The sequence below is a fragment of the Blastococcus sp. SYSU DS1021 genome (genome assembly GCF_054050995.1).
Genome location: NZ_JBJHAL010000019.1, coordinates 52,200 through 73,266, shown reverse-complemented (window position 1 = coordinate 73,266; position 21,067 = coordinate 52,200). Strand labels below are relative to the sequence as shown.

Sequence of the window (21,067 nt, the reverse complement as noted above, 5' to 3'; positions counted from 1 at the left end):
GACTGCCGATGAACGGGACGCAATCGAACGAAACCGAGGGGAACCTGCGTGCTCGACACCCGGCCGGCCACCGCCGCGCCTCGCGGCGCCCGTGACGCCGTGCGCCCCACCGGCCGCGAGCGGAGCTTCTCCGCCGACGAGCTGATCGTCTCCAAGACCGACCTGCGCGGCGTGATCACGTACGCCAACGACGTCTTCCTGCGGGTGAGCGGCTACGACCGCGACGACGTGATCGGCCAGCCGCACAACCTGATCCGCCACCCGGAGATGCCGCGGGCGGTGTTCAAGCTGCTGTGGGACACCCTGGGCGCCGGCCAGGAGGTGTTCGCCTACATCAACAACCTCGCCACCGACGGGGGCCACTACTGGGTGCTGGCGCACGTGACGCCCTCCAAGGACGCGCACTGCAGGGTCGTCGGCTACCACTCCAACCGCCGGCGGCCCTCCCGGGGCGCCGTCCGGCGGGTGCTGCCCCTCTACCAGCGGCTGCTGGCCGAGGAGCGCCGGCACCCGAACGCGCGCAGCGCGGTCGCGGCCTCCTCCAGGCTCCTCGACGAGGTGCTCGCCGAGCAGGGGCAGAGCTACGAGGAGTTCGTCTGGTCGATCATCAACCGCGAGGAGAGCTGACATGGGCGTGCGCACCACGCGCGGCGAGCACGGCCGGCGGTCGGACGCCGCGGAGCTGGCGCTCTACCGCGGCTTCGTCCGGCAGCTGACGGCGGCGTGCGAGGCGGCCTCGCGCGGTGACCTCGAGGCCCGCAGCCGCATCGACGCCGACACCGAGCAGGTGCCCGAACTGGTCTCCCTCCACCACGCGCTCAACCGGGTGCTCGACGTCTCCGACGCGTTCGTCCGCGAGTCGTCGGCCGCGCTGAGCTCCGCAGCCGAGGGCCGGTTCCACCGCCGCCTGCTCACCACCGGCCTGCTCGGCTCCTTCCGCCGCACCGCCAGCGACATCAACGACGCCCGCACCGCGATGCAGGCGACCGCCGGGCGCGTCACCGACGCGCAGACCAGCCGGCTGCGGCTGGCCGACGACTTCGAGTCGGTGGTGCTCTCGATGTCCGAGCAGGTGGCGACGGCCGCCACCGAGCTCAGCGCATCGGCGTCCGGGCTCACCGCCGCCGCGACCGCGGCGAGCGCCGAGGTGGGCACCGCGCAGGACACGATCAGCTCGCTCACCCGCTCGTCGGCCGAGATCAAGGAGATCATCGCGCTGATCGACTCGGTGGCCGCCCAGACCCGCCTCCTCGCGCTCAACGCCACGATCGAGGCCGCCCGCGCGGGCGAGGCCGGCAAGGGGTTCGCCGTCGTCGCCTCCGAGGTAAAGGACCTCGCCGACCAGACCGGCCGCGCGACCGAGCGGGTCACCGCCCAGGTGGAGCAGATCCGCCAGGCGTCGGAGGGTGTCGCCGCCGGCATGAGCAGCGTCAGCTCCACCGTCGACGAGATGAACGGCCTGGTCGGCGGCATCGCCGCCGCGGTGGACGGCTCGGCGTCGCTGAACACCGGCCACGAGGACGTCACCGGGCTGTCGCAGATGGCGGAGAAGCTGCGGTCGGAGGCGACCGGCTTCCTCGCGGAGATGCGCCGCTGACCGGAGGTGGCTGTCGCGGCGGGGAGGCGACCAGGTAGGATCGTCGCTGTTCGCGGGTGTAGTTCAATGGTAGAACATCAGCTTCCCAAGCTGACAGTGCGAGTTCGATTCTCGTCACCCGCTCCACGAGCTCCCGAGGCCCCGGTCGCACCGACCGGGGCCTCGGCGCGTTCCGGCGCAGGCCGGGGAACACGGAACGGGACCGGGCCTTTCGTCCCTGGGGCGGGACGCGACCGTGCCCCACGATGGGCCAAGCGCTTCCCCTGCCCCCGTCGGCGCTCCTACGGTCAGGCCGTGCCCCCGCCCGACCACCGGTGCGCTCGATGAGCGACGACGCCGCGGCCCTCACCGCCGCGGTGCTGGCGGCGGCCTCGGGTGGCCGGCTCGAGGCGACCCTGCACGAGATCGTCGCGGTCGCGGCCCGGCACGTCGACGCCCGCTACGGCGCGCTGGGCGTGCTCACGCCCGACGGGCGCGGGCTGGACCGGTTCGTCACGGTCGGCCTGGATCCCGGGGCCCAGGAGCGGATCGGCCGCACGCCCGAGGGCGCCGGCATCCTCGGCCTGCTCCTGGAGGACCCGACCCCGCTGCGGCTGGCCGACCTGCGCACCCACCCCGCCTCGGTCGGCGTCCCCCCGGGGCACCCCGCGATGCGGTCGTTCCTGGGCCTCCCGGTCCGCGCCCGCGACTCCGTCTTCGGGCACCTGTACCTCACCGAGAAGCGCGGCGGGGGCGCGTTCACCGCGGCCGACCTGGAGCTCTCCGAGGGCATGGCGGCGGTGGCGGGCCTGGCCATCGAGAACGCCCGGCTGCTGGAGCAGGCCGAGCAGCGCCGGGCCTGGTCGCAGGCCGGCACCGACATCGCGACGGCGCTGCTGTCGGGGCGCCCCGCCGACGAGGTCCTCCGCACCGCGGCCGCCCGCATCGCCGAGCTCTCCGGCGCCGACACCGTCGGCATCCTGGCGCCGGTGCCCGGTGACGAGGGCACCCTGGTCGTGACCGCCGCCGTGGGCCCCGAGGCCACCCGGACCGAGGGCGCGCGCATCCCCCTCGCCGGCACCCGGCTGGGCGACGCCCACCGCTCGGGCACGCCGCTGCTGGTGGACGACGTCGCCACGCCGGTGCCGGGCACGACCCGCGCCCCACTGGTCGGTGAGCTCGCCGGCCGGTACGGACCGGCGCTCCACCTCCCGCTGGGTGGACCGTCTCCGCCGACCACCCTGGTCGCCATGCGGCTGCGGGAGCGGCCACCGTTCGACCCCGCGGTGCTCGAGCCGGCGTCGGCGTTCGTCACCCAGGCGGCGGTGGCGATGCGGCTGGTCCGCAGCCAGCAGCGCGAGCAGCGGCTGCAGGTGCAGGCCGACCGGGACCGGATCGCCCGGGACCTGCACGACCACGTGGTGCAGCGGATCTTCGCGACCGCCCTGGCGCTGGACCGGCTCGGCCGCTCGCTGGAGGGCTCCGCGCCGCTGGTCGCCAGCCGGATCGCGCGGCACGTGGACGAGCTCGACGGCACCATCGCCCGGATCCGGGAGTCGATCTTCGAGCTGCACGGGGCCGAGGACTCCTCGTCCGCGGCCGTGCGGCGACGGCTCGCCGACGTGGTGCGGTCGGTGACCGACGGGCACGGGGTGCGCCCGGACCTGCGGGTGCGCAGCGAGATCGAGGACCTGCCTCCCGGCCTGGCCGGCGACGTGGTCGCCGTCGTCCGCGAGCTGGTCACCAACGTGGTCCGCCACGCCCGCGCCACCCGCGTGACGGTGACCGTGGCCCTGGCCGACGAGGTGCGCGTCGTGGTCACCGACGACGGGCACGGGCTGCCGGCGGTCACCGTGCGCAGCGGGCTGGCCAACCTGGCCGACCGCGCGGAACGCCGGGGTGGCCGGCTGGCGACCGCCACCGGGGCCTCGGGGACGGAGGTCCGCTGGGTCGTGCCACTCCCCGTCTGACCCGCACCGGCGCAGGCTCAGCTCCGGCGGTCGCGCAGCTCGGTGGCCAGGATGGCGGCCTGGGTCCGGCGCTCGAGGCCCAGCTTGGCCAGCACGTGACTGGTGTAGTTCTTGACCGTCTTCTCGGCCAGCCCCATGCGCTCGCCGATCTGGCGGTTGGTGAGCCCCTCGCCGATCAGCCCCAGGACGGCGCGCTCCTGGTCGGTCAGCGTCGCCAGCCGGTCACCGCCGGACCGCGCCGGTGGCGGCGGTCCGGGTTCGGTCAGGACGCCGCCCGCCGCCACTGTGCGCACCGCCGACACCAGCGCCGAGCCGCGCACCTGCTTGAGCAGGAACCCGGCCGCGCCGGCGCGCACCGCCTCGTCGCGCGCCGCCCGGTCCGCGTAGCTGGTGAGCACCAGGCACCGCAGGCCGGGCAGCCTCGCGCGCAGCTCCCGGCAGAGGGTGGCGCCGTCCCCGTCGGGCAACCGCATGTCGAGGACGGCGACGTCGGGACGGACGGCGGGAGCCCGGGCCAGCGCCTCGGCGCGCGAGCCGGCCTCCCCCACGACGGTGATGGCGGGGTCGTCCTCGAGGACCTCGGCCACGCCGCGGCGGACCACCTCGTGGTCGTCGACGAGGAACACCCGCACGCCCGGCGGCGACGCGCCCACGGCCGCCTCCCTCCCACGGTTCCGGGGAGGGCAGCGTAGGACCGCCGCCGCTCCGCGACCAGGGGTCACGCGGGCAGCAACAGCACCGCGTAGAGGGTCAGGCCCGGCCCGAACGCCATGGCCACGACCGGCCCGTCGACGTCGGCCAGCTCCTGCAGCACCAGCAGGACGGTGGCCGAGGAGCAGTTGCCGTGCTCGGCCAGCACCCGGCGCGAGGCCGCGACCTGCTCCTCGCGCAGGCCCAGCTCGTCGCGGACGACGTCGATGATGCGGGGTCCCCCGGGATGCACGGCCCAGCCCGCGACGTCCTCGGGGCGCAGACCCGCTCCGGCGAGCAGCTCGTCGACGACGTTCCCCACGTGCCGCGCCAGCACGTCCGGCACCCGCGGGGAGAGCCCCATGCGGAACCCGAGGTCGGTGACGTCCCACGTCATGTGGTCGGCGGTCGAGGCGTCGGTGCGCGCGACGACCCCGGCGATCCGGCGCCCGCGCCCGGCGCCGGGTTCGACGACCACGGCCGCCGCGGCATCGGAGAACAGCGCGTGCGCGACGACCTGCTCGAGATCGGCCTGGGCCGGCTGCACGTGCAGGCTGGTCAGCTCGCAGCACAGCAGCACCGCCGGCCGGGACCGCGCGGTGACGAAGTCGCCGACGGCCGCGAGGCCCGGGATCGCCGCGTAGCAGCCCATGTGGCCGACCAGCAGCCGCTGCAGCCCGGCCGGCATGCCGAGGTCGCTGGCCAGGCGGATGTCCAGCCCCGGCGTCGCGTAGCCGGTGCAGGTGGCGACGGTGAACAGCCCCACGTCCCCGGGCGCCAGCCCGGCGGAGTCCAGCGCCCCGGCGACGGCCTGCTTGCCCAGCGGGAGGGCCTCCTGGACGTACCGCGCCATCCGCGCCCCGGTGCTCCAGCCGCTGAGGTCCTCGTCCACGGGGTTGGCCACCGCGTGCCGGCGGCGCACGCCGGCCCCGAGGAAGATCCGGCGGGCGGCGCGCACCCCCTCGTAGTGGGTGCCGAAGAACCCGTCCCAGGCGGCCTCCTGGTCCAGGGTGGTGGGCAGCGCGCTGCCCGCCCCGGTGAGGACGGCGGCGGTCACGATCGCGGCCCCACGGCTGACCTGCTCGGGATCATGGTTTCGACGGTACGTGCGCCGCCGTCGCGTCGCCCGCTCACCGCTTCCGGCCGTACCCGGCGAAGACGACGGCCGTGGAACGGATCGGTTTCATGCGCACCGAGCCCCGGCGCCCCAGCCGCCAGGCGATCGCGTCGCGCAGCGACGGCCGCAGGCCGACCAGGCGCAGCTCGAGACCCAGCCGGTCGGCCGCGGCGAGCAGCCGCGCGCGATCGACGAAGAGCGCCGGGTCGTGGATGCCGGGCGGCGGGCCACCGGGGAGCCGCTCGGCCACCGTCACCATGAGGAAGCGGCCGATCCGCGTGGCGGCCAGCGCGTCGACGACCAGGACGCCCCCGGGCCGCAGCAGGCGGGCGCACTCGGCCAGCACCGCGACGTCGTCCTCGACGTGCTCGAGGATCTCGCCGGCGACGACGACGTCCGCGCAGCCGTCGGCCAGGGGGACGGCGAGCACCGAGCCGCGCACCGGCAGCACCCCGTGCGCCCGCGCGGTCCGCAGCCCCTCCAGCCCGAGGTCCACCCCCACGTGCCGGTACCCGAGCCGGGCGGCGTGCGGGGCCATCAGCCCCCCACCGCAGGCGAGGTCGACCAGCAGCGCCCCCGGGCCGCTCGCCGGTGGGATGTGCTCGGCCCGGGAGGCAGCGAGCCAGTGCAGGGCGGCGAAGCCTCCGGAGGGCTGCCACCACTGGTCGGCGAGCTCGTCGTACTGGGCGGGGTCGTTGCGGGTCAGCGGGGTGGATCGCACGGAGGGCTAGCCCTTCTTGAGCGGGTCGTGGCCCCAGTTCATCAGCGAGTACCGCCACTTCGACGTCTCGACGTCCTCCTTCGCCGGCTCCTGGGCCAGGTGCCGCTGCACGTAGCCGTGGACCTTCCGCATGTGGGCGAGGTCGTCGTCGGTCAGGTCGTCCTTCTTCGTGCGCAGCAGGTCCACGATGCGCCGGCCCGAGGCGTGGCCGGTGGACTCGCCGTCGCCGTCCTTCTGCCCCACGGCCTGCGACTCCTCGCTCGCCAGCCACCGCTCCAGCTCGGCCGCGGTCATGTTCACCGCCTCGCCGAACTCCCGCCGGATCGTGTCGGGGTCGTCGCTCGCCATGGTTCCTCCGCTCGTCGTCCTCCCGGTACCGTCGCGCCGGCCGCGGGAAACGGCCGTCCGGTACCCCTCGCACAGTCCTCCGGAGGTCCTGCGTGTCCGTCACCGTCGTCGGCAGCCTGAACGAGGACGTGCTGGTCTCCGTCGACCGGCTGCCGCGCCGCGGCGAGACGGTCGTCGCCCGGGCCGCCGCGCTCGCCCCGGGCGGGAAGGGCGCCAACCAGGCCGCGGCGGCGGGGATCCTCGGCGGCGGCGTGCACATGGTGGGCCGGGTGGGCGACGACCCGGCCGGCGACCGGCAGCTGGCCGCGCTCGCCTCCTCCCGGGTCAACGTGAGCCGGGTGCTGCGCACGATCGGCACGCCCACCGGCACCGCGACCATCCCGGTGGAGCAGGGCAGCGGAGAGAACCTGATCGTGGTCGTGCCCGGGGCCAACGCCGAGCTGAGCCCCGCCGACGTCGACGTGCCGTCGGTGCGGTCGGCCCGCGTGGTGCTCCTGCAGCTGGAGGTGCCGCTGCCGGCGGTCGAGGCGGCGGCCCGGACGGCGACCGGCACCGTCGTGCTGACCCCGGCTCCCCCGGTGCCGCTGCCGGCCGCCCTGCTGGAGCGGGTCGACGTGCTCGTCCCGAACGAGCACGAGCTGGTGCAGCTGGCCGGTGCCGAACCCGGTGAGCGCTCGCCCGCCGAGCTCGCGGGGCTGGCCCGCCGGGTGACGGCGGGCGCCGTCGTGGTCACCCTCGGCGCGCGTGGCGCCCTCGTCGTGCCCGCGGAGGGGCCGGCGCTGCTGCAGGCGCCGCCCCCGGTGACACCGGTCGACACGACCGGTGCCGGTGACTGCTTCTGCGGCGCCCTCGGGCAGGCGCTGGCCGACGGCGCCGGCCTCCCCGACGCCGTCCGGCACGCCGTCGCGGCGGCCGCGTCCTCCACCACCGGTCCCGGCGCGCGCGGCGCCCTCCCCGACCACGACGCCGTGCGCGAGCTGCTGCTCCGCGTGCCCCCGGCCACCCCGGTCGGCGGGCCCGCGGTTTCCCCGCCGGCGGACCGGGCACACCGCTCCCCGACCCGATCCGAGGAGGACCCGCGATGAGCGAATCCCAGCGCACGCCGCACAGCGCCGAGCGCGCCGAGGGCGACCCGGCCGGCGAGCAGGCGGGCAGCGGCCGGACGCCGCACCCCGAGGAGCCGGCCGAGGGCCGCAGCGACGCCGCGAGCGGGGGCGCCGACACCCCCGACACCTGACCGGCGCTCTGACCGGTCCACGGGGTGAGCGACGTCTCACCCCGGTGGGCCGCGTGCCGGTTTCCCGCAACGAGGGCACGGGCACGCAACGCCGCATGGAGGACAACGTGCTGCACACCCGGACCACCGACGAGTCGGCCGACCGATCGCGGACCGACTCTGCCGAGTCCTCGGCGCGGGCCGTCGCCCGGCTGCTGGCCAACCCGCGTCGCACCCGCCGGAACTGAGCCGCCGCGCTCACGCTCGGTGACGCTACTGCGTCACACCGGCACCACCGCTCCCCGGTGCCACGGGAAACCCGGGCGCCCCTCGTCACCCAGAGCGATCAGGGTCGGCGTGCCGCGAACTGCTCCGTCACGTCCTGGGGCACCATCGCAGACGTGACCGCCGCCCTGCCCCTCACCGCCGCCGACGACGCCTCGGCACCGGTTCGCCGCAGCCGCGCCGAGCGGCAGGCGATCGTGCTGGACACCGCCGAGCGCCTCTTCGCCGGCCGCAGCTCCCGCAGCGTGGGCATGGACGAGCTGGTCCGCGAGACGGGCCTGGGCAAGATGACGGTCTACCGGCTCTTCAAGAGCAAGGACGACCTCGTCGGGGCCTACCTCAGCCGCAAGGCAGCCACCGTGCTGGCCTTCATCGACGCCGAGCTGGACCGGCTGGAGGGCGATCCCCGCGCGGCGCTGCTCTCGGTCGTCGACGCCGTCGAGCGCGACGTCACCCGCACCGGGTTCCGCGGCTGCCCGTTCACCAACGTCAGCAGCGAGTACGACGACCCGCAGCACCCCGCCCGCAGCGCGGCGGCCGACTACAAGTTCGAGCTGCACGCCCGCCTGGAGCGGCTGGCCGACGAGATCGTGCCGGGCGACGGGGAGGATCTCGCCGCGCAGATCCACCTGATCATCGACGGCATGTACCTCTCCGGCGGTCTCCTGGGGCCCGACGGCCCCGCCGCCCACGGCCGGCAGCTGGCCGAGCGGCTGATCGAGATCGCGGTCGCCCGCGCCTGACCGCAGGATGGGCGGGTGAGCACCGACCGCACCCGGCCCGACCTCGACGACACGACGGTGGAGGCGCTCGGCAAGCTGTCCGAGGCCCTGGAGACCGTCGACCAGGCACGCGGCTTCCTGTACGCGTTCCACCAGCTGACCGGCAAGGCCGACCGGCTGCTGCAGGAGTCCGTCGAGCTGTTCGGCAGGGCCGGCGCGACCCGCCTCGCCGAGGACCTCGACCGCGACCTCGTCGGCCGCAACGTCATCGCCGACCGGTGGACCTTCCAGATCGTCGAGGACTTCGACGAGAACTACTGGGGCGCCTTCCGCGCGTTCGACGCTCGCGCCCGGGAGGAGCTCGCCGGAGGTGACCGGCACGTGTTCGAGGCCCGGATGAAGCAGCGCGAGCGCACCGCCGGCCACCCCGCCCACGAGGCGGGTCCCGCGCTGGCGGACTGAACGGGCACCCGTGCCGCGCACGCGCGGGCGGGGCAGTGGCGAGTGGTTTCCACCCGCCCACTCAGGGGCAGAACCGGCCCATGACCATGCCGGATGCGAACAACGCGGGTGCCGACCGCGAGGCCGAGCCGCTCGGCGCGGAGAAGGCGCCCGGCGAGGACCGCGATTCCCTGGGCGCCACCGAAGGGCCGGCGGACGGCATCGCCGGACCGGCCTACCCGCCCGCCGACACCGAACCGGACGCCCGGTGACCGGCCCCGGGCGGGAGCCGGCCGACGCGCGAGACCCGCTCAGCGTCGGCCTGGGCTCCCCCGCCGCCGGCGACCGCGCGGCCGGACCCGCAGAGCCCGCCGGCCGGGCCGAACCGACGCCGACGCCGACGCGGGAGCGGCACACCGGGCGCACCATCGGGCGGGGGTTGGCGCTCGCGCTGCTGATCTTCGTCACCGTGGTGCTGGTGCTGTTCGTCATCTTCAACGGCCAGTCGGTGCAGATCAGCCTCGTCTTCACCGACGTCGAGGGCCCCCTGGTGGTGGCCCTGCTCGTCGCGGCGGCGCTGGGCGGCCTGCTGGTGTGGCTGGCCGGCGCGGTGCTCCGCGCCCGGCGCCGCAAGCGCTGACCCTTCCGGGTCAGACGCGGTGCCCGGAACGTGTCCGGGCACCTGGTGCTTGCCGTTGCTACTCGCGAGTAATAGCGTTTGTTACTCGTGAGTAGCACGACGCCGTACGCCGGCCGGAGCACGGGAGCCTGAGCGCCATGACGCACTACACCGCCAACCTGCGGGACCTCGAGTTCAACCTGTTCGAGTTCCTGGACACCAAGGACCGCTTCGGCACCGGCCCGTTCGAGCAGATGGACGCCGACACCGCCCGCGGGATCCTCGGCGAGGTGCGCCGGCTGGCGGAGGGACCCGTGGCGGCCTCCTTCGTCGACGCCGACCGCAACCCGCCGGTGTTCGACCCCGCCACGAACTCGGTGGCGCTGCCCGAGTCGTTCAAGAAGTCGGTCCAGGCCGTCGAGGACGGCGAGTGGTACCGCCTCGACCTGCCCGAGCACCTCGGCGGCTTCGGCGCTCCGCACGTCCTCACCTGGGCCGCCTTCGAGATGATCCTCGGCGCCAACCCGGCGGTCTTCATGTACGGCTCGGGCGCCGCGTTCGCCGCGATCCTCGACGAGCTGGGCACGCCGGACCAGAAGCGCCTGGCCGAGCTCATGCTCGAGCACAAGTGGGGCGCCACCATGGTGCTCACCGAGCCCGACGCGGGCTCCGACGTCGGCGCCGGCACGACGAAGGCCGTGCAGCAGCCCGACGGCTCGTGGCACATCCACGGCGTGAAGCGGTTCATCACGTCGGCCGAGCACGACCTGTCCGACAACATCATCCACCTGGTCCTGGCTCGCCCCGAGGGCGCGAGGGCCGGCACCAAGGGGCTGTCGCTGTTCGTCGTCCCCAAGTTCCACGTCGATCTCGAGACCGGGGCGCTCGGCGAGCGCAACGGCGCCTACGTCACCAACGTCGAGAAGAAGATGGGGCTCAAGGTCTCCACCACCTGCGAGCTCACCTTCGGCGACGGACCGGTCCCGGCGCAGGGCTGGCTGGTCGGCGAGGTGCACGACGGCATCGCGCAGATGTTCAAGGTCATCGAGCACGCCCGCATGTTCGTGGGCGCCAAGGCCATCGCCACCCTCTCGGCCGGCTACCAGGTGGCGCTGGACTACGCGAAGACCCGGGTCCAGGGCGCGGACCTCACCGCCACGTCCAAGGACGCCCCGCGGGTCACGATCACCCACCACCCGGACGTGCGCCGCTCCCTGATGCTGCAGAAGTCCTACGCCGAGGGCATGCGGGCCCTGTACCTGTACGCGGCGAGCTTCCGCGACCAGGTCACCGAGGCCGCGGCGGCGGGCGAGGCCGCCAGCGAGCAGGCGAAGCTGGCGGAGCGGGTCAACGACCTGCTGCTGCCGATCGTGAAGGGCTTCGGCTCCGAGCGCGCCACCCAGCTGCTGACCCAGGAGTCGCTGCAGATCCTCGGCGGCTCCGGCTACCTGCAGGACTACCCGATCGAGCAGTACATCCGCGACTCCAAGATCGACACCCTCTACGAGGGCACCACGGCGATCCAGGGCCAGGACTTCTTCTTCCGCAAGATCGTCAAGGACGGCGGGGTCGCGCTGACCTGGCTCGCCGGGCAGATCCAGGCGACGGTGGACGGCGAGGTCGGCAACGGCCGGCTCAAGGAGGAGCGGGCGCTGCTGGGCACCGCGCTCTCCGACGTCCAGGGCATGCTCACCGCGATGTTCGGCCACCTGACCGCCGCGCAGGAGGACATGGCCTCCCTGTACAAGGTCGCGCAGAACACCTCCCGGCTGCTGCTGGCCACGGGCGACCTGGTCACCGCGTGGCTGCTGATCCGCCAGTCCGAGGTGGCGCTCGCCGCCCTGGCCGGCGAGGTCAGCGAGAAGGACCGCCACTTCTACGAGGGCAAGCTGGCCGCCACCCGGTTCTTCGCCGGCCAGGTGCTGCCGAAGCTGACCGCCGAGCGGGCCATCGTCGAGAACACCGACAACGCCCTCATGGAGGTCGACGAGAACTGCTTCTGAGCACTCTGCCGTCCTCCGGACGGCACCGCGGCCAGGAGCCGTTCCCGTCTACGTGGAGCCGTTGCCCATGTCCCGGTCGGGGACCCTCTGGGCCCACGACCGGTCCACACCGGCTCCGCACCGCAGCCGAGGCCGCCTCCCCCACCGGGAGGCGGCCTCGGCCGTTTCGCGGGGGCGATGCCGGGCATGGGCGGGAGGACAGCCGATGGACAGGAGGCCGGCATGACCGATCCCCAGGGCAGCGACCGCATCCAGCAGGACGTACCGACCGCGTCGGGCACCGGCGCCAACAGCGACCTGACGTCCTCGGTCGACGACGTCCCCCTCACGCGCGAGCAGGCCCTGGAGCGGGACGCCGCCCAGGGTGACGACCTGCCGGCCCGCGCGGACGGCGACGTCGCCCGCGCCACCCGGGCCGGCGCCTCCGGCGAGGTCACCGGCCCCACCGAACGATCAGGAGACGACGGCCGATGAGCGAATCCCAGCCGACCGGGTACCGGGAGTCCCCCGACACCGCCGACGACGCCTCCACGCCCGCCCGGCAGGACGACGACGTGCAGCTGACCACGGACGAGGACGCGCAGCGCGACGACTCGGTCGCCCGCCCGGGCAACGAGTCGGACTGAGGAAGTCTCCAGCCGGGTCGCGAACCCTGCCGCGAGTGTGCCCTCGCACCACCAGGTGGGCGCCTGCTGTGTGCGCCACAACCGTGGGGCATGTCGCACCGTGGGCCTAGCGTTCCCACCATGGCGGTCAACGGTCCCCTGGTCGGGCGGCGGGCACTCATCACCGGCGGCGCATCGGGGATCGGCCGGGCCTGCGCCGTCCGGCTGGCCGCCGACGGCGCCGACGTCGTGGTCGTCGACCGCGACGCCGAGGGCGCCCGGGCCGTGGCCGGAGACGTGGGCGGCACGGCGGTCACGGCCGACCTGTCCGACCTCGCTGCCGTGGACCGCCTCGACCTGGCCGTGGACATCCTGGTCAACAACGCCGGTCTGCAGCACATCGCACCGGTCCACGAGTTCCCGGTCGACCGGTTCTCCCACATCCTGCGGCTCATGCTGGAGGCGCCCTTCCGGCTCGTCCGCGGTGCCCTCCCGCACATGTACGACCGCGGCTGGGGCCGCGTCGTCAACATCAGCTCGGTCCACGGGTTGCGCGCCTCCCCCTACAAGGCCGCCTACGTGACGGCGAAGCACGGCCTCGAGGGGCTGTCCAAGGTCATCGCGCTGGAGGGCGCCGCCCGGGGCATCACGTCGAACTGCGTGAACCCCGCCTACGTGCGGACCCCGCTGGTGGAGGGGCAGATCGCCGCGCAGGCGCAGGCGCACGGCCTGTCCGAGGACCAGGTCGTGGAGCAGGTGATGCTGGCACCGGCCGCGGTGAAGCGGCTCATCGAGCCCGCGGAAGTGGCCGACGCGGTCGCCTGGCTGTGCTCGCCCGCCGCGGCCTCGGTCACCGGCACCTCCCTCGTGATGGACGGCGGGTGGAGCGCGCGGTGAGCGCCCGACCGGCCAGAATGCCGGTCGTGTCCCAGCCTGCGGCCCCGCCTCCCACCGGTGGCGCCCCGCGTCCGGCCGCGGGGTGGGCCGCCGAGTACTTCGAGCTGCTGCTCGGCGATGCCGCGGCGATCGAGTACGAACGCCCCCTGGTCCGGGCACGGGCGGCTGGGGCGGACGCCGACGAGCTGGCCGGGCTGGAGCGGCTCAAGCTGCTGGCGCTCGAGGTGCGCGAGGCCTTCGCCGCCCGGCGCCGCCGGGAGTCCGAACTCACCGCCCTCTTCGACACCGCGAACGACCTCGCGGCGCTGCGCGGCGTCGACTCCGTGCTGACCGCCATCGTCCGGCGCGCCCGGCAGCTGCTGGGCAGCGACGTCTCCTACCTGACCCTGAACGACCCCCTGCGTGGGGACACCTACATGCGGGTCACCGACGGCTCGGTCTCGGCCCGGTTCCAGGGCCTGCGGTTGCCCATGGGGGTCGGGCTGGGTGGGCTCGTCGCCCAGACCGCCGCGCCGTACGCGACGTCGAGCTACTTCACCGACCCGCGGTTCCGGCACACCACCGAGATCAACGACGGCGTCCACGACGAGGGGCTCGTCGCGATCCTCGGGGTGCCCCTCGTCCGCGGCGCCCAGGTCGTCGGCGTCCTGTTCGCCGCCGACCGCGCCGAGCGCACCTTCGACCGGTCGCAGGTGTCCCTCCTGGGGTCGCTGGCCGCCCACGCCGCGATCGCCCTGGACAACGCCCGGCTCCTCGAGGAGACCAGGGCGGCGCTGGACGAGCTGTCCGCGGCCACCCGGCGGCTGCGCGCCCACACAGCGTCGGTGGAGCGGGCGGCCGGCGCCCACGACCGCTTCATCGACGTGGTCCTGCGCGGCGGCGGGGTGGAGGACGTCGCCGCGGCGGTGACGGAGGCCCTCGGGGGCAGCATCACCGTGCTCGACGAGGAAGGCCGGGCCGCCTCGCCCGGTGCCGATTCGGCGACCGCGCTGCCGCCCGACCCCGCCGGAGCGCTCACCCTGGCCCGCGCCACCGGACGGACGGTGCAGGACGGCACCTGGTGGACCGCAGCCGTGACGGTGGACAGCGAGCTGCTGGGCGGGCTGGTGCTGCACCGCGAGGAGGAGCTGGCCGACTCCGACCAGCGCATCCTGGAGCGCGCCGCGCTCGTGACCGCCCTGCTGCTGCTCATCCGCCGGACGGCGGGCGAGGCGGAGAACCGGGTGCGCGGGGAGCTGCTCGAGGAGCTCCTGAACCCCGGTCTCCGTGATCCCGACGGGCTGCGGGAGCGCGCCCGCAGGCTGGGTGCGGATCTGGACCGCGCGCACGCCGTCGTCGTCGCCCGGGTCGAGGCGCGGTGCCGGCCGCGGGCCCTGGCCACCGCGGCCCACCTGGCGGCGACCCGGGGCGGGCTCGCCGGCCTGCACGGTGGCTGCGTCGTCCTCTGCCTGCCCGGCCAGGATCCCGGCCCCGCGGCCGCCGTCGTCCATCGGGAGCTCGGGGCCGCCGGTGCCGGCGCGGTCACCGTCGGCGCCGCCGGACCGGCCGTCGGCCCTGGTGCCGTGGCCGCGGCGCACGCGGAGGCGGCGCGCTGCGCGGCGACCCTGGTGGCGCTCGGCCGCGCGGGGGGCTCCGCGAGCGCGGACGAGCTGGGCTTCTTCGGCCTGCTGGTCGGTGAGGGGCGCGACGTGCCCGCCTTCGTGCGGGCGACGCTGGCCCCCGTGCTCGAGTACGACGCGAAGCGCGGCACGGACCTGGAAGGAACCCTGGAGGCGTTCTTCGCGGCGGGCGGCTCACCAGCACGGGCGGCGGAGAGCCTGCAGGTGCACGTCAACACCGTCACCCAGCGCCTGGACCGGATCGGCCGGCTGCTCGGTCGCGAGTGGTCCTCCCCGGCCCGCGCTCTGGAGGTCCAGCTGGCCCTCCGCCTGCACCGGCTGACCCACGTCGGCCCCGGCTGACCGAGCCCTACCCTGGGCAGGTGCAGCCGACCCTCGCCCAGCTGCCGGTCCTGCCGGTCGAGGAGTGGCAGGCGCGGGCCGCTTCGCACGAGGAACGCGTGGACCGGTGGGCTGTCCCCCACCGCGACCGCCGCCTCCGGGGCGAGACCCACCCCGTGCTGGACTTCCTGTTCACCTACTACTCCGAGACGCCCGGCCGGCTCCGCCGCTGGCACCCCGGCCCGGACGTCGCGCTCGCCGCCCCCGCGCCGCACGGGGGTCGGCGCTGGTACGTGACCGACGGCGCGACCGTGCGGCTCGATGTCGCTGCTTTCCTGGCCGACCGCGGCGACACCGTGCGCTTCGTCCGGCGGCTGCTCGTGGCGACCGCCGCCCGCCCGGCGTTCACCGGGTGCTTCGGCCTGCACGAGTGGGCGATGGTCTACCGGGACAGCGGGACCCGGCACCCGATCCCCCTCCGCCTCGGCCAGGAGGGCACCGACGCCGTCGTCGAGGCGCACCCGGTGCGGTGCAGCCACTACGACGCCTTCCGGTTCTTCACCCCACCGGCCGTGCCGCGCAACCGGCTGCAGCCCACCCGCGAGAACCAGCCGCAGCTCGAGCAACCGGGCTGCCTGCACGCCGGCATGGATCTCTACAAGTGGGCCTACAAGCTCAGCCCCGCCACCCCGGGCGAGCTGGTCGTCGACTGCTTCGAGCTGGCCGTTGCGATCCGGGAGCTGGACATGCGGGCCTCGCCGTACGACCTGCGCGACCACGGCTATCCGCCCGTCCCGATCGAGACGCCGGAGGGGAAGGCCGAGTACGTGGCCGGGCAGCGCGGGTTCGCCGCCCGGGGAGCCGTCCTGCGGCAGCGGCTGATCGACGTCTGCGACCGGTTGCTGGCGTAGCGGAGCACCCGCCCGTCGGGCAGGGGGTTCCTGGTCCGAGGCGTCGGGAGAGTCGGTCCTCAGTCAGACCCCGTCGTGGGGTCGGCTCCCGCCGACCCCGGCACCGATCTCGTCCCGCAGCCGCTCCACCGCCCGGCCGGGCGGCGGGTCCTCGGCCTCGCGGCGGCGGCCGCGGCGTCGCGCGCCCAGCCGGTCCACCAGCCCGGCGATGCCGCCGGGCACGAAGAGGACGACGAGGACGAAGAGGGTCCCGAGGATGAACAGGGGTTCGGACAACGGCACCCGCAGCCAGGCGGGGAGGTCCTGGACCGCCGGGGAGGCGGCCAGGGCAGTCAGCCGGCTGTCCAAGTAGGTGTAGAGCACGCCGCCGAGCACCGCGCCCCACCGGCTGCCGGCGCCGCCGAGCACCACCATGACCAGCAGACCGATGGTGAAGTCGGCGGTGGTCACCCGGGGCGTGGAACCGCCCAGCAGCAGCAGGTGCACGATGCCGCCGAGAGTGGCCAGCAGCCCGGCCAGCACGAACACCAGCAGCTTGAAGCGGTACGGCCGCAGGCCCAGCACCTCCACTCGGCGCTCGTTCTCCCTGATCGCCTGCCAGACCCGCCCGGCCCGGGATCGGGTCACCCAGGTGACCACCGCGTACACCAGCACCAGGTAGGCCAGCGCCAGCCAGTACTTGTTCACGGTGTTGAAGACGCCGACGAACGCGTCGGGGATCGGGGTGCGGTCGACCGCTAGCCCCTCCTCGCCGCCGGTGAGCCCACCCGGGTCCTGCAGCACGATGATCGACCCGACCTGGGCGGTCGCCAGGGTGACCATGGAGAAGGCGATGCCGGAGACCCGCAGCGCCACGCTGCCGATCACCAGCGGGAGCACGATGCCGAGCACGGTCGTCGCCGCGACCGCCGCACCCAGCCCCCAGCCGAGCTCGGTCAGCAGCAGGTTGGCCCCGTACGTGCCGGCCGCGAAGTAGAGGGCGTGCCCGAACGAGAGCAGCCCGGTGAAGCCGAAGAGCAGGTCGAACGAGAGCGCGACCCCGCCGAACACCAGGCACAGCGCCAGCAGCTGCAGCGTGCCGGGGCTGTTGAGGACCCCGTCGAAGATCCCCGGCAGGTCCAGGGTCGAGTAGGGCAGCAGCGCCAGGACTACCAGCACCACCAGCGGCGCGAGCCGCCGCGCGTTCTTCCGGTTCACGGCCCCGTCCTTCACGCCAACCTCGCCGTCAGGCCGCTGGGACGGGCCAGGAGGACCACCGCCAGCAGCAGCACCACCGACAGGTCACCCACCCCGCTCGCGGCGTAGTAGTTCGCGAACTGCTGCACCAGGCCGACCAGCACCGCGGCGGCGGCCGTGCCGGTGATCGAGCTCATGCCGCCGATGACCACCACGATGAAGGCGAAGATCAGCAGGGAGGTGCCCTGCCCGGGGGAGATGGACCCCAGGTAGATGCCGCCGAGCGCCCCGGCGAGGGCCGCGAAGGCCCCTCCGATCGCGAAGACGAGGGTGAACGCCTTGCGGACGTCGATGCCCAGCGCCGTCACCATGGTCCGGTTCTCCACCCCGGCCCGGATGATCAGACCGACGCGGGTGAAGCGGAGGAACGCGAGCACGGACACCAGGACCACCACCGCGCTGGCGATGAGCAGGAACCGGTCGTTGGGCACGTTGGCGCCCAGGACCGATGTGGTGCCCTGCGCCCACTCCGGGCGCGGGAACGGCCGGGGGTCGGAGCCCCAGACCGCCCGCACGAGGGCCACCAGCGCGAGGCTGAGACCCACGGTGACGAGGACCTGCTCGATGTGGCGCTGGTACAGCGGCCGGATGAGCAGCAGCTCGATCAGGGCCGCGACCAGGGTGCCGACCCCGACCCCGAAGACCACGGCGAGGACGAAACCCCAGCCCGTGGAGCCGGCACCGGGCAGGTTGCCGGCCGCCCACCACGTCCCGTAGGCGCCGATCGTGAGGAACGCGCCGTGGGCGAAGTTCAGCACGTCCATGAGGCCGAAGATCAGCGAGAGCCCGGAGGCGACCAGGAAGTAGAGCGCTGCCAGGCCCAGCCCCGTGATGGCCAGCAGGACGAAGGTGGTCACCGGTGCCCTCCCCCGCTGGCGGCCACGCCGAGCAGCTCGCGGGTCCGGTCGGCATCGCCCAGCAGGTCGGCGGCCGGCCCCGACCAGGCCACCCGCCCCTGGTCGACGACGACGGCGTCGCGCGCCATCCGCTGGACGACGGTCAGGTTCTGCTCGACGAGCAGGATCGTCACCTCCTCGGCCGCGCGGGCCAGCACGTCGGCGACCTCGGCCACCAGCAACGGCGCCAGTCCCTTGGTCGGCTCGTCGATGAGCAGCAGCTGGTTGTCGTTGAGCAGCAGACGCGCGATGGCGACCATCTGCTGCTGACCGCCGGAGAGCGTCCCGGCGAGCTGCCGGCTGCGCTTCCGGAGCTCGGGGAAGAGCTCGTAGACCCGGTCGTGGTGGTGGTCGGAGTCGCGTCGCTCGGCCAGCGTCAGGTTCTCCGCCACCGTCAGGCCGGCGAAGACCTCCCGGTCCTCGGGGGCGTAACCGATCCCGCGGCGGACGATCTCGTGCGTCCGCCGCCCGTCGATCCGCTCGGTCCGGCCGTTCCCGCCGGTGAACTCGATGGTCCCCGAGGACGGGACCAGCCCGAGCACCGCTTTCACCGTCGTTGTCTTGCCCGCACCGTTGCGCCCGAGCAGGGCCGTCACCCCGCCGCGGCGGACGGTGAGGTCCACACCCTGCAGGATGTGGCTGCCCGACAGCCGGACGTGGACGCCGGACATACGGAGCAGCGGCGGCGCCTGCCCGCTCACAGCGACTCGCCCAGGTAGGCCTGCTGCACGGCCGGGTCGCTGGTCACGCGCTCCGGGGTGTCCAGCGCCAGGAGCTTGCCGTGGTGCATGACCGCGACCCTGTCGGCCAGGCCCAGCAGCACGTCCATGTGGTGCTCGACCATCAGCACCGTCTTGCCCTCCTCCCGGTGCACCGAGGCGATCACCTCGGTCAGCCCGGCGACGTCCTCGATGCTCACCCCGGCCATCGGCTCGTCGAGCAGGACGACAGCGGGGTCGGTGGCCAGCAGGATGGCCAGCTCGAGCTTGCGCTTGTCCCCGTGGGAGAGGGCTCCGGCGAGGTCCTCGCCGCGGCCGCCCAGCCCGACCCGCGCCAGCGAGCGCGTGGCGATCTCCTGCGCCGCATCGCCCGGCCGCACCAGCTGCCAGGGGCGCATGCTCCCGCCCAACCGGGCCTGCGCGGCCAGCCGGACGTTCTCGCGCACGCTCAGCCCGGCGAAGACCGATGACGCCTGGAACGTCCGCCCCAGACCCCGCCGGGCCCGGGCCGAGGGCGAGGCGCCGGTGATGTCCGCCCCCGAGAGGGTCACGGTGCCGCCGGTCACGGGGAGCAGCCCGGAGAGCAAGTTGAAGAGCGACGTCTTGCCCGCGCCGTTCGGGCCGATGACGGCGACGAACTCACCGGGGGCGACGTCGAAGGTGACGTCGTCGACGATCACCGCCCCGCCGATGGCGCAGCTGAGCCCGCGCACCTGCAGCACCGGCGCGCCCCCGGCGGGGTGGGCGGCCGGTGCCGCCGTGGCACTGGTGGACACCGGGTCCCCTCGCCGCGTCAGGAGGTGGCGACCGGAGGAGCGGTGTCCTCCGGAGCCAGCGTGTCGACCAGCACCGGGACGAACTCGCCGCCCTGCTGCTCGAGACGGGCCTGGAACATCGGCTGCACGAGGGCGTGGTCCTCCGCGCGGATGGTCGTCTCACCCTTGACCCCGTCGAAGCTCCAGCCCTCGAGGGCGGAGATCATCCCGGCGACGTCGTCGGGGCTCTCCTCGACCGCGCGCACGATCATCTGGGCGGCGTTGCAGCCGTCGGGGGTGAAGATGTCCACTTCCCCACCGGCCGCCTCGACGCGCTCGGCCACGGCCTGGCTCATCTCGTTGTCGACCGCCTCGGCGAAGAAGTGCGACAGGAAGTTGAGGTCCGTGGCCTGCTCGCCGTAGGTGGGGTAGGAGGCGCGCAGGTCCAGGCCGGTGACGACGTTCGTCGCGTCGAACACACCCTGCTGGCCCATGGCCTGCCACATCGCGGGCGCGGTCTCCCCGGCCCAGGCGACGAAGGTCAGGTCGGCGCCGGCATCCCGGGCCTGCGCGGCGAAGGGGGTGAGGTCGGTCGCGCTGGCCGGGACGAGCAGCGGCGTCACGGTGGCGCCGGCCTCGTCGCCCAGGACGGCGGTCACCGCGGCGACGTTCGCCTGGCCGAAGGCGCTGTCCTGGGCGAAGACGAGCACCTCCTTGCCGGCCGCCTCGCCGATGAAGGACTGCGCCGTGCGCACGTCCTGGTAGGTCTGCCGGCCGGACCGGAAGGTGTTGTCGTTGACCCCGGTCACGGCGTCGGTCGCCGCCGGGCCGGAGATGAACAGGACGTCGTTCTGCTCCGCCAGCGGCGCGACCTGGACCGCGACGCCGGAGGACGCCGAACCGGCCAGGATCTGCACCCCCTGGCCGATCAGGTCGGTGGCCTCGGCGACGGCCTTGGCCGGGTCTCCGGCATCGTCGCGCTGGATCACCTCCACCGGCCGGCCGCCCACCTCACCGGTGCCGTCGGTCAGGTGGTCCAGGCACGCCTCGAAGCCCTGGAGGTACTGCGCGCCGTACGAGGCGAGCGGCCCGGACGTCGACGTGATCACGCCCACCTGGACCGGGGCCCCGTCCTCGCCGGCGCCGCCTCCGCTGCCCGCCCCGCCACCAGGGGCACCGGGGCTGCCGCACGCGGCCGTGAGCGCGAGGACACCTGCGGCCGCCGCGGTGCAAGCGGTCCGGGAACGGGTGCGGGACATGGCGATCTCCTCGGTGTGCGGGTGCACGAGTGGTCTGCACCACACCGTAGGGACGAGCTGATCACGTGCCCATGTGGACCGGACCCATACCGCCGGGTTGCATTGTGGGGCAGCGCACCACCCTTGCGGGGTCCGGTGCCC

25 protein-coding genes and 1 tRNA gene are annotated in these 21,067 nt (G+C 74.4%); 17 read left to right on the top strand and 9 right to left on the bottom strand.

Features of this window, described 5'->3' with window-relative positions; genetic code table 11:
- Positions 1 to 48: 48 nt before the first annotated feature.
- From ACI8AP_RS14835 to ACI8AP_RS14820, 4 genes are all read left to right on the top strand, one after another.
- The gene (locus ACI8AP_RS14835) at positions 49 to 627 is read left to right on the top strand and encodes a PAS domain-containing protein (protein WP_456590123.1); all 579 of its coding nucleotides are present in this window, start codon (positions 49 to 51) and stop codon (positions 625 to 627) included.
- Between the two features lies 1 nt (position 628).
- Positions 629 to 1,597, top strand: a complete 969-nt coding sequence (locus tag ACI8AP_RS14830) for a methyl-accepting chemotaxis protein (RefSeq protein ID WP_456590122.1) — start codon at positions 629 to 631, stop codon at positions 1,595 to 1,597.
- A gap of 52 nt (positions 1,598 to 1,649) precedes the next feature.
- Positions 1,650 to 1,723 (top strand) — tRNA-Gly (locus ACI8AP_RS14825).
- A 197-nt stretch (positions 1,724 to 1,920) separates the two neighbouring features.
- On the top strand, positions 1,921 to 3,546 hold the full coding sequence (locus ACI8AP_RS14820; RefSeq protein WP_456590121.1) for a GAF domain-containing protein: 1,626 nt from the start codon (positions 1,921 to 1,923) through the stop codon (positions 3,544 to 3,546).
- Positions 3,547 to 3,563: 17 nt separating this feature from the next.
- On the opposite strand, the gene ACI8AP_RS14815 is transcribed toward ACI8AP_RS14820, so the two are convergent.
- The 4 genes from ACI8AP_RS14815 to ACI8AP_RS14800 all read right to left on the bottom strand — a co-directional run bounded on the left by ACI8AP_RS14815 (position 3,564) and on the right by ACI8AP_RS14800 (position 6,422).
- A complete protein-coding gene (locus ACI8AP_RS14815) occupies positions 3,564 to 4,199 on the bottom strand; it encodes a response regulator (protein WP_456590120.1) in 636 nt (211 codons plus the stop codon).
- 65 nt (positions 4,200 to 4,264) lie between these two features.
- Positions 4,265 to 5,293, bottom strand: coding sequence for a type III polyketide synthase (locus ACI8AP_RS14810; RefSeq protein ID WP_456590119.1), 1,029 nt, complete (start codon positions 5,291 to 5,293; stop codon positions 4,265 to 4,267).
- Positions 5,294 to 5,366: 73 nt separating this feature from the next.
- Complete coding sequence (locus ACI8AP_RS14805; protein ID WP_456590118.1) at positions 5,367 to 6,074, bottom strand: methyltransferase domain-containing protein; 708 nt, start codon at positions 6,072 to 6,074, stop codon at positions 5,367 to 5,369.
- A 6-nt stretch (positions 6,075 to 6,080) separates the two neighbouring features.
- On the bottom strand, positions 6,081 to 6,422 hold the full coding sequence (locus ACI8AP_RS14800) for a DUF3140 domain-containing protein (RefSeq protein ID WP_456590117.1): 342 nt from the start codon (positions 6,420 to 6,422) through the stop codon (positions 6,081 to 6,083).
- Between the two features lie 92 nt (positions 6,423 to 6,514).
- Between ACI8AP_RS14800 and ACI8AP_RS14795 the strand changes: the two genes are divergently transcribed.
- From ACI8AP_RS14795 to ACI8AP_RS14735, 13 genes are all read left to right on the top strand, one after another.
- Complete coding sequence (locus ACI8AP_RS14795; protein WP_456590116.1) at positions 6,515 to 7,507, top strand: ribokinase; 993 nt, start codon at positions 6,515 to 6,517, stop codon at positions 7,505 to 7,507.
- On the top strand, positions 7,504 to 7,659 hold the full coding sequence (locus ACI8AP_RS14790; RefSeq protein ID WP_456590115.1) for a hypothetical protein: 156 nt from the start codon (positions 7,504 to 7,506) through the stop codon (positions 7,657 to 7,659). Before ACI8AP_RS14795 ends, ACI8AP_RS14790 begins: the two co-directional genes overlap by 4 nt.
- A 53-nt stretch (positions 7,660 to 7,712) precedes the next feature.
- Positions 7,713 to 7,886, top strand: coding sequence for a hypothetical protein (locus ACI8AP_RS14785; RefSeq protein WP_456590114.1), 174 nt, complete (start codon positions 7,713 to 7,715; stop codon positions 7,884 to 7,886).
- A gap of 153 nt (positions 7,887 to 8,039) precedes the next feature.
- Complete coding sequence (locus ACI8AP_RS14780; protein ID WP_456590113.1) at positions 8,040 to 8,666, top strand: TetR/AcrR family transcriptional regulator; 627 nt, start codon at positions 8,040 to 8,042, stop codon at positions 8,664 to 8,666.
- A 15-nt stretch (positions 8,667 to 8,681) separates the two neighbouring features.
- Positions 8,682 to 9,107, top strand: a complete 426-nt coding sequence (locus ACI8AP_RS14775; protein WP_456590112.1) for a hypothetical protein — start codon at positions 8,682 to 8,684, stop codon at positions 9,105 to 9,107.
- A gap of 80 nt (positions 9,108 to 9,187) precedes the next feature.
- The gene (locus ACI8AP_RS14770) at positions 9,188 to 9,358 is read left to right on the top strand and encodes a hypothetical protein (protein ID WP_456590111.1); all 171 of its coding nucleotides are present in this window, start codon (positions 9,188 to 9,190) and stop codon (positions 9,356 to 9,358) included.
- Positions 9,355 to 9,726 carry a lipopolysaccharide assembly protein LapA domain-containing protein gene (locus ACI8AP_RS14765; protein ID WP_456590110.1) on the top strand — a complete coding sequence of 124 codons (372 nt, stop codon included), beginning with the start codon at positions 9,355 to 9,357 and terminating at the stop codon, positions 9,724 to 9,726. The genes ACI8AP_RS14770 and ACI8AP_RS14765 overlap by 4 nt, the downstream gene beginning before the upstream one ends.
- A 137-nt stretch (positions 9,727 to 9,863) precedes the next feature.
- Positions 9,864 to 11,708 (top strand): acyl-CoA dehydrogenase, encoded by a 1,845-nt coding sequence (locus tag ACI8AP_RS14760; protein WP_456590109.1) that lies wholly within the window; start codon positions 9,864 to 9,866, stop codon positions 11,706 to 11,708.
- 222 nt (positions 11,709 to 11,930) lie between these two features.
- Positions 11,931 to 12,182: a hypothetical protein gene (locus ACI8AP_RS14755; RefSeq protein WP_456590108.1), complete on the top strand. Its 252-nt coding sequence runs from the start codon at positions 11,931 to 11,933 to the stop codon at positions 12,180 to 12,182.
- Positions 12,179 to 12,334, top strand: a complete 156-nt coding sequence (locus ACI8AP_RS14750) for a hypothetical protein (protein WP_456590107.1) — start codon at positions 12,179 to 12,181, stop codon at positions 12,332 to 12,334. The genes ACI8AP_RS14755 and ACI8AP_RS14750 overlap by 4 nt, the downstream gene beginning before the upstream one ends.
- A 120-nt stretch (positions 12,335 to 12,454) precedes the next feature.
- Entirely contained in the window at positions 12,455 to 13,210 is a 756-nt protein-coding gene (locus tag ACI8AP_RS14745) for a 3-hydroxybutyrate dehydrogenase (RefSeq protein ID WP_456590106.1), read from the top strand.
- A gap of 17 nt (positions 13,211 to 13,227) precedes the next feature.
- A complete protein-coding gene (locus ACI8AP_RS14740; protein WP_456590142.1) occupies positions 13,228 to 15,171 on the top strand; it encodes a helix-turn-helix domain-containing protein in 1,944 nt (647 codons plus the stop codon).
- A 20-nt stretch (positions 15,172 to 15,191) separates the two neighbouring features.
- Positions 15,192 to 16,061, top strand: a complete 870-nt coding sequence (locus tag ACI8AP_RS14735) for a 3-methyladenine DNA glycosylase (protein ID WP_456590105.1) — start codon at positions 15,192 to 15,194, stop codon at positions 16,059 to 16,061.
- Positions 16,062 to 16,124: 63 nt separating this feature from the next.
- Here the strand turns inward: ACI8AP_RS14735 and ACI8AP_RS14730 are convergent, their stop codons facing one another.
- The 5 genes from ACI8AP_RS14730 to ACI8AP_RS14710 are packed head-to-tail and all read right to left on the bottom strand — an operon-like array spanning position 16,125 to position 20,926.
- Positions 16,125 to 17,258: a branched-chain amino acid ABC transporter permease gene (locus ACI8AP_RS14730; protein ID WP_456590104.1), complete on the bottom strand. Its 1,134-nt coding sequence runs from the start codon at positions 17,256 to 17,258 to the stop codon at positions 16,125 to 16,127.
- 11 nt (positions 17,259 to 17,269) lie between these two features.
- Entirely contained in the window at positions 17,270 to 18,154 is an 885-nt protein-coding gene (locus ACI8AP_RS14725) for a branched-chain amino acid ABC transporter permease (RefSeq protein WP_456590103.1), read from the bottom strand.
- The gene (locus tag ACI8AP_RS14720) at positions 18,151 to 18,894 is read right to left on the bottom strand and encodes an ABC transporter ATP-binding protein (RefSeq protein WP_456590102.1); all 744 of its coding nucleotides are present in this window, start codon (positions 18,892 to 18,894) and stop codon (positions 18,151 to 18,153) included. The genes ACI8AP_RS14725 and ACI8AP_RS14720 overlap by 4 nt, the downstream gene beginning before the upstream one ends.
- Complete coding sequence (locus ACI8AP_RS14715; RefSeq protein WP_456590101.1) at positions 18,891 to 19,688, bottom strand: ABC transporter ATP-binding protein; 798 nt, start codon at positions 19,686 to 19,688, stop codon at positions 18,891 to 18,893. The genes ACI8AP_RS14720 and ACI8AP_RS14715 overlap by 4 nt, the downstream gene beginning before the upstream one ends.
- Before the next feature lie 17 nt (positions 19,689 to 19,705).
- Positions 19,706 to 20,926, bottom strand: coding sequence for a substrate-binding domain-containing protein (locus ACI8AP_RS14710; protein WP_456590100.1), 1,221 nt, complete (start codon positions 20,924 to 20,926; stop codon positions 19,706 to 19,708).
- Positions 20,927 to 21,067: the final 141 nt, after the last annotated feature.

Bases quoted from the DNA above. Each gene is read 5' to 3' on its own strand.
- ACI8AP_RS14830 (WP_456590122.1), top strand. From the start codon at position 629: ATGGGCGTGCGCACCACGCGCGGCGAGCACGGCCGGCGGTCGGACGCC.
- ACI8AP_RS14820 (WP_456590121.1), top strand. From the start codon at position 1,921: ATGAGCGACGACGCCGCGGCCCTCACCGCCGCGGTGCTGGCGGCGGCC.
- ACI8AP_RS14800 (WP_456590117.1), bottom strand. From the start codon at position 6,422: ATGGCGAGCGACGACCCCGACACGATCCGGCGGGAGTTCGGCGAGGCG.
- ACI8AP_RS14790 (WP_456590115.1), top strand. From the start codon at position 7,504: ATGAGCGAATCCCAGCGCACGCCGCACAGCGCCGAGCGCGCCGAGGGC.
- ACI8AP_RS14770 (WP_456590111.1), top strand. From the start codon at position 9,188: ATGACCATGCCGGATGCGAACAACGCGGGTGCCGACCGCGAGGCCGAG.
- ACI8AP_RS14760 (WP_456590109.1), top strand. From the start codon at position 9,864: ATGACGCACTACACCGCCAACCTGCGGGACCTCGAGTTCAACCTGTTC.
- ACI8AP_RS14755 (WP_456590108.1), top strand. From the start codon at position 11,931: ATGACCGATCCCCAGGGCAGCGACCGCATCCAGCAGGACGTACCGACC.
- ACI8AP_RS14750 (WP_456590107.1), top strand. From the start codon at position 12,179: ATGAGCGAATCCCAGCCGACCGGGTACCGGGAGTCCCCCGACACCGCC.
- ACI8AP_RS14745 (WP_456590106.1), top strand. From the start codon at position 12,455: ATGGCGGTCAACGGTCCCCTGGTCGGGCGGCGGGCACTCATCACCGGC.
- ACI8AP_RS14740 (WP_456590142.1), top strand. From the start codon at position 13,228: ATGCCGGTCGTGTCCCAGCCTGCGGCCCCGCCTCCCACCGGTGGCGCC.
- ACI8AP_RS14710 (WP_456590100.1), bottom strand. From the start codon at position 20,926: ATGTCCCGCACCCGTTCCCGGACCGCTTGCACCGCGGCGGCCGCAGGT.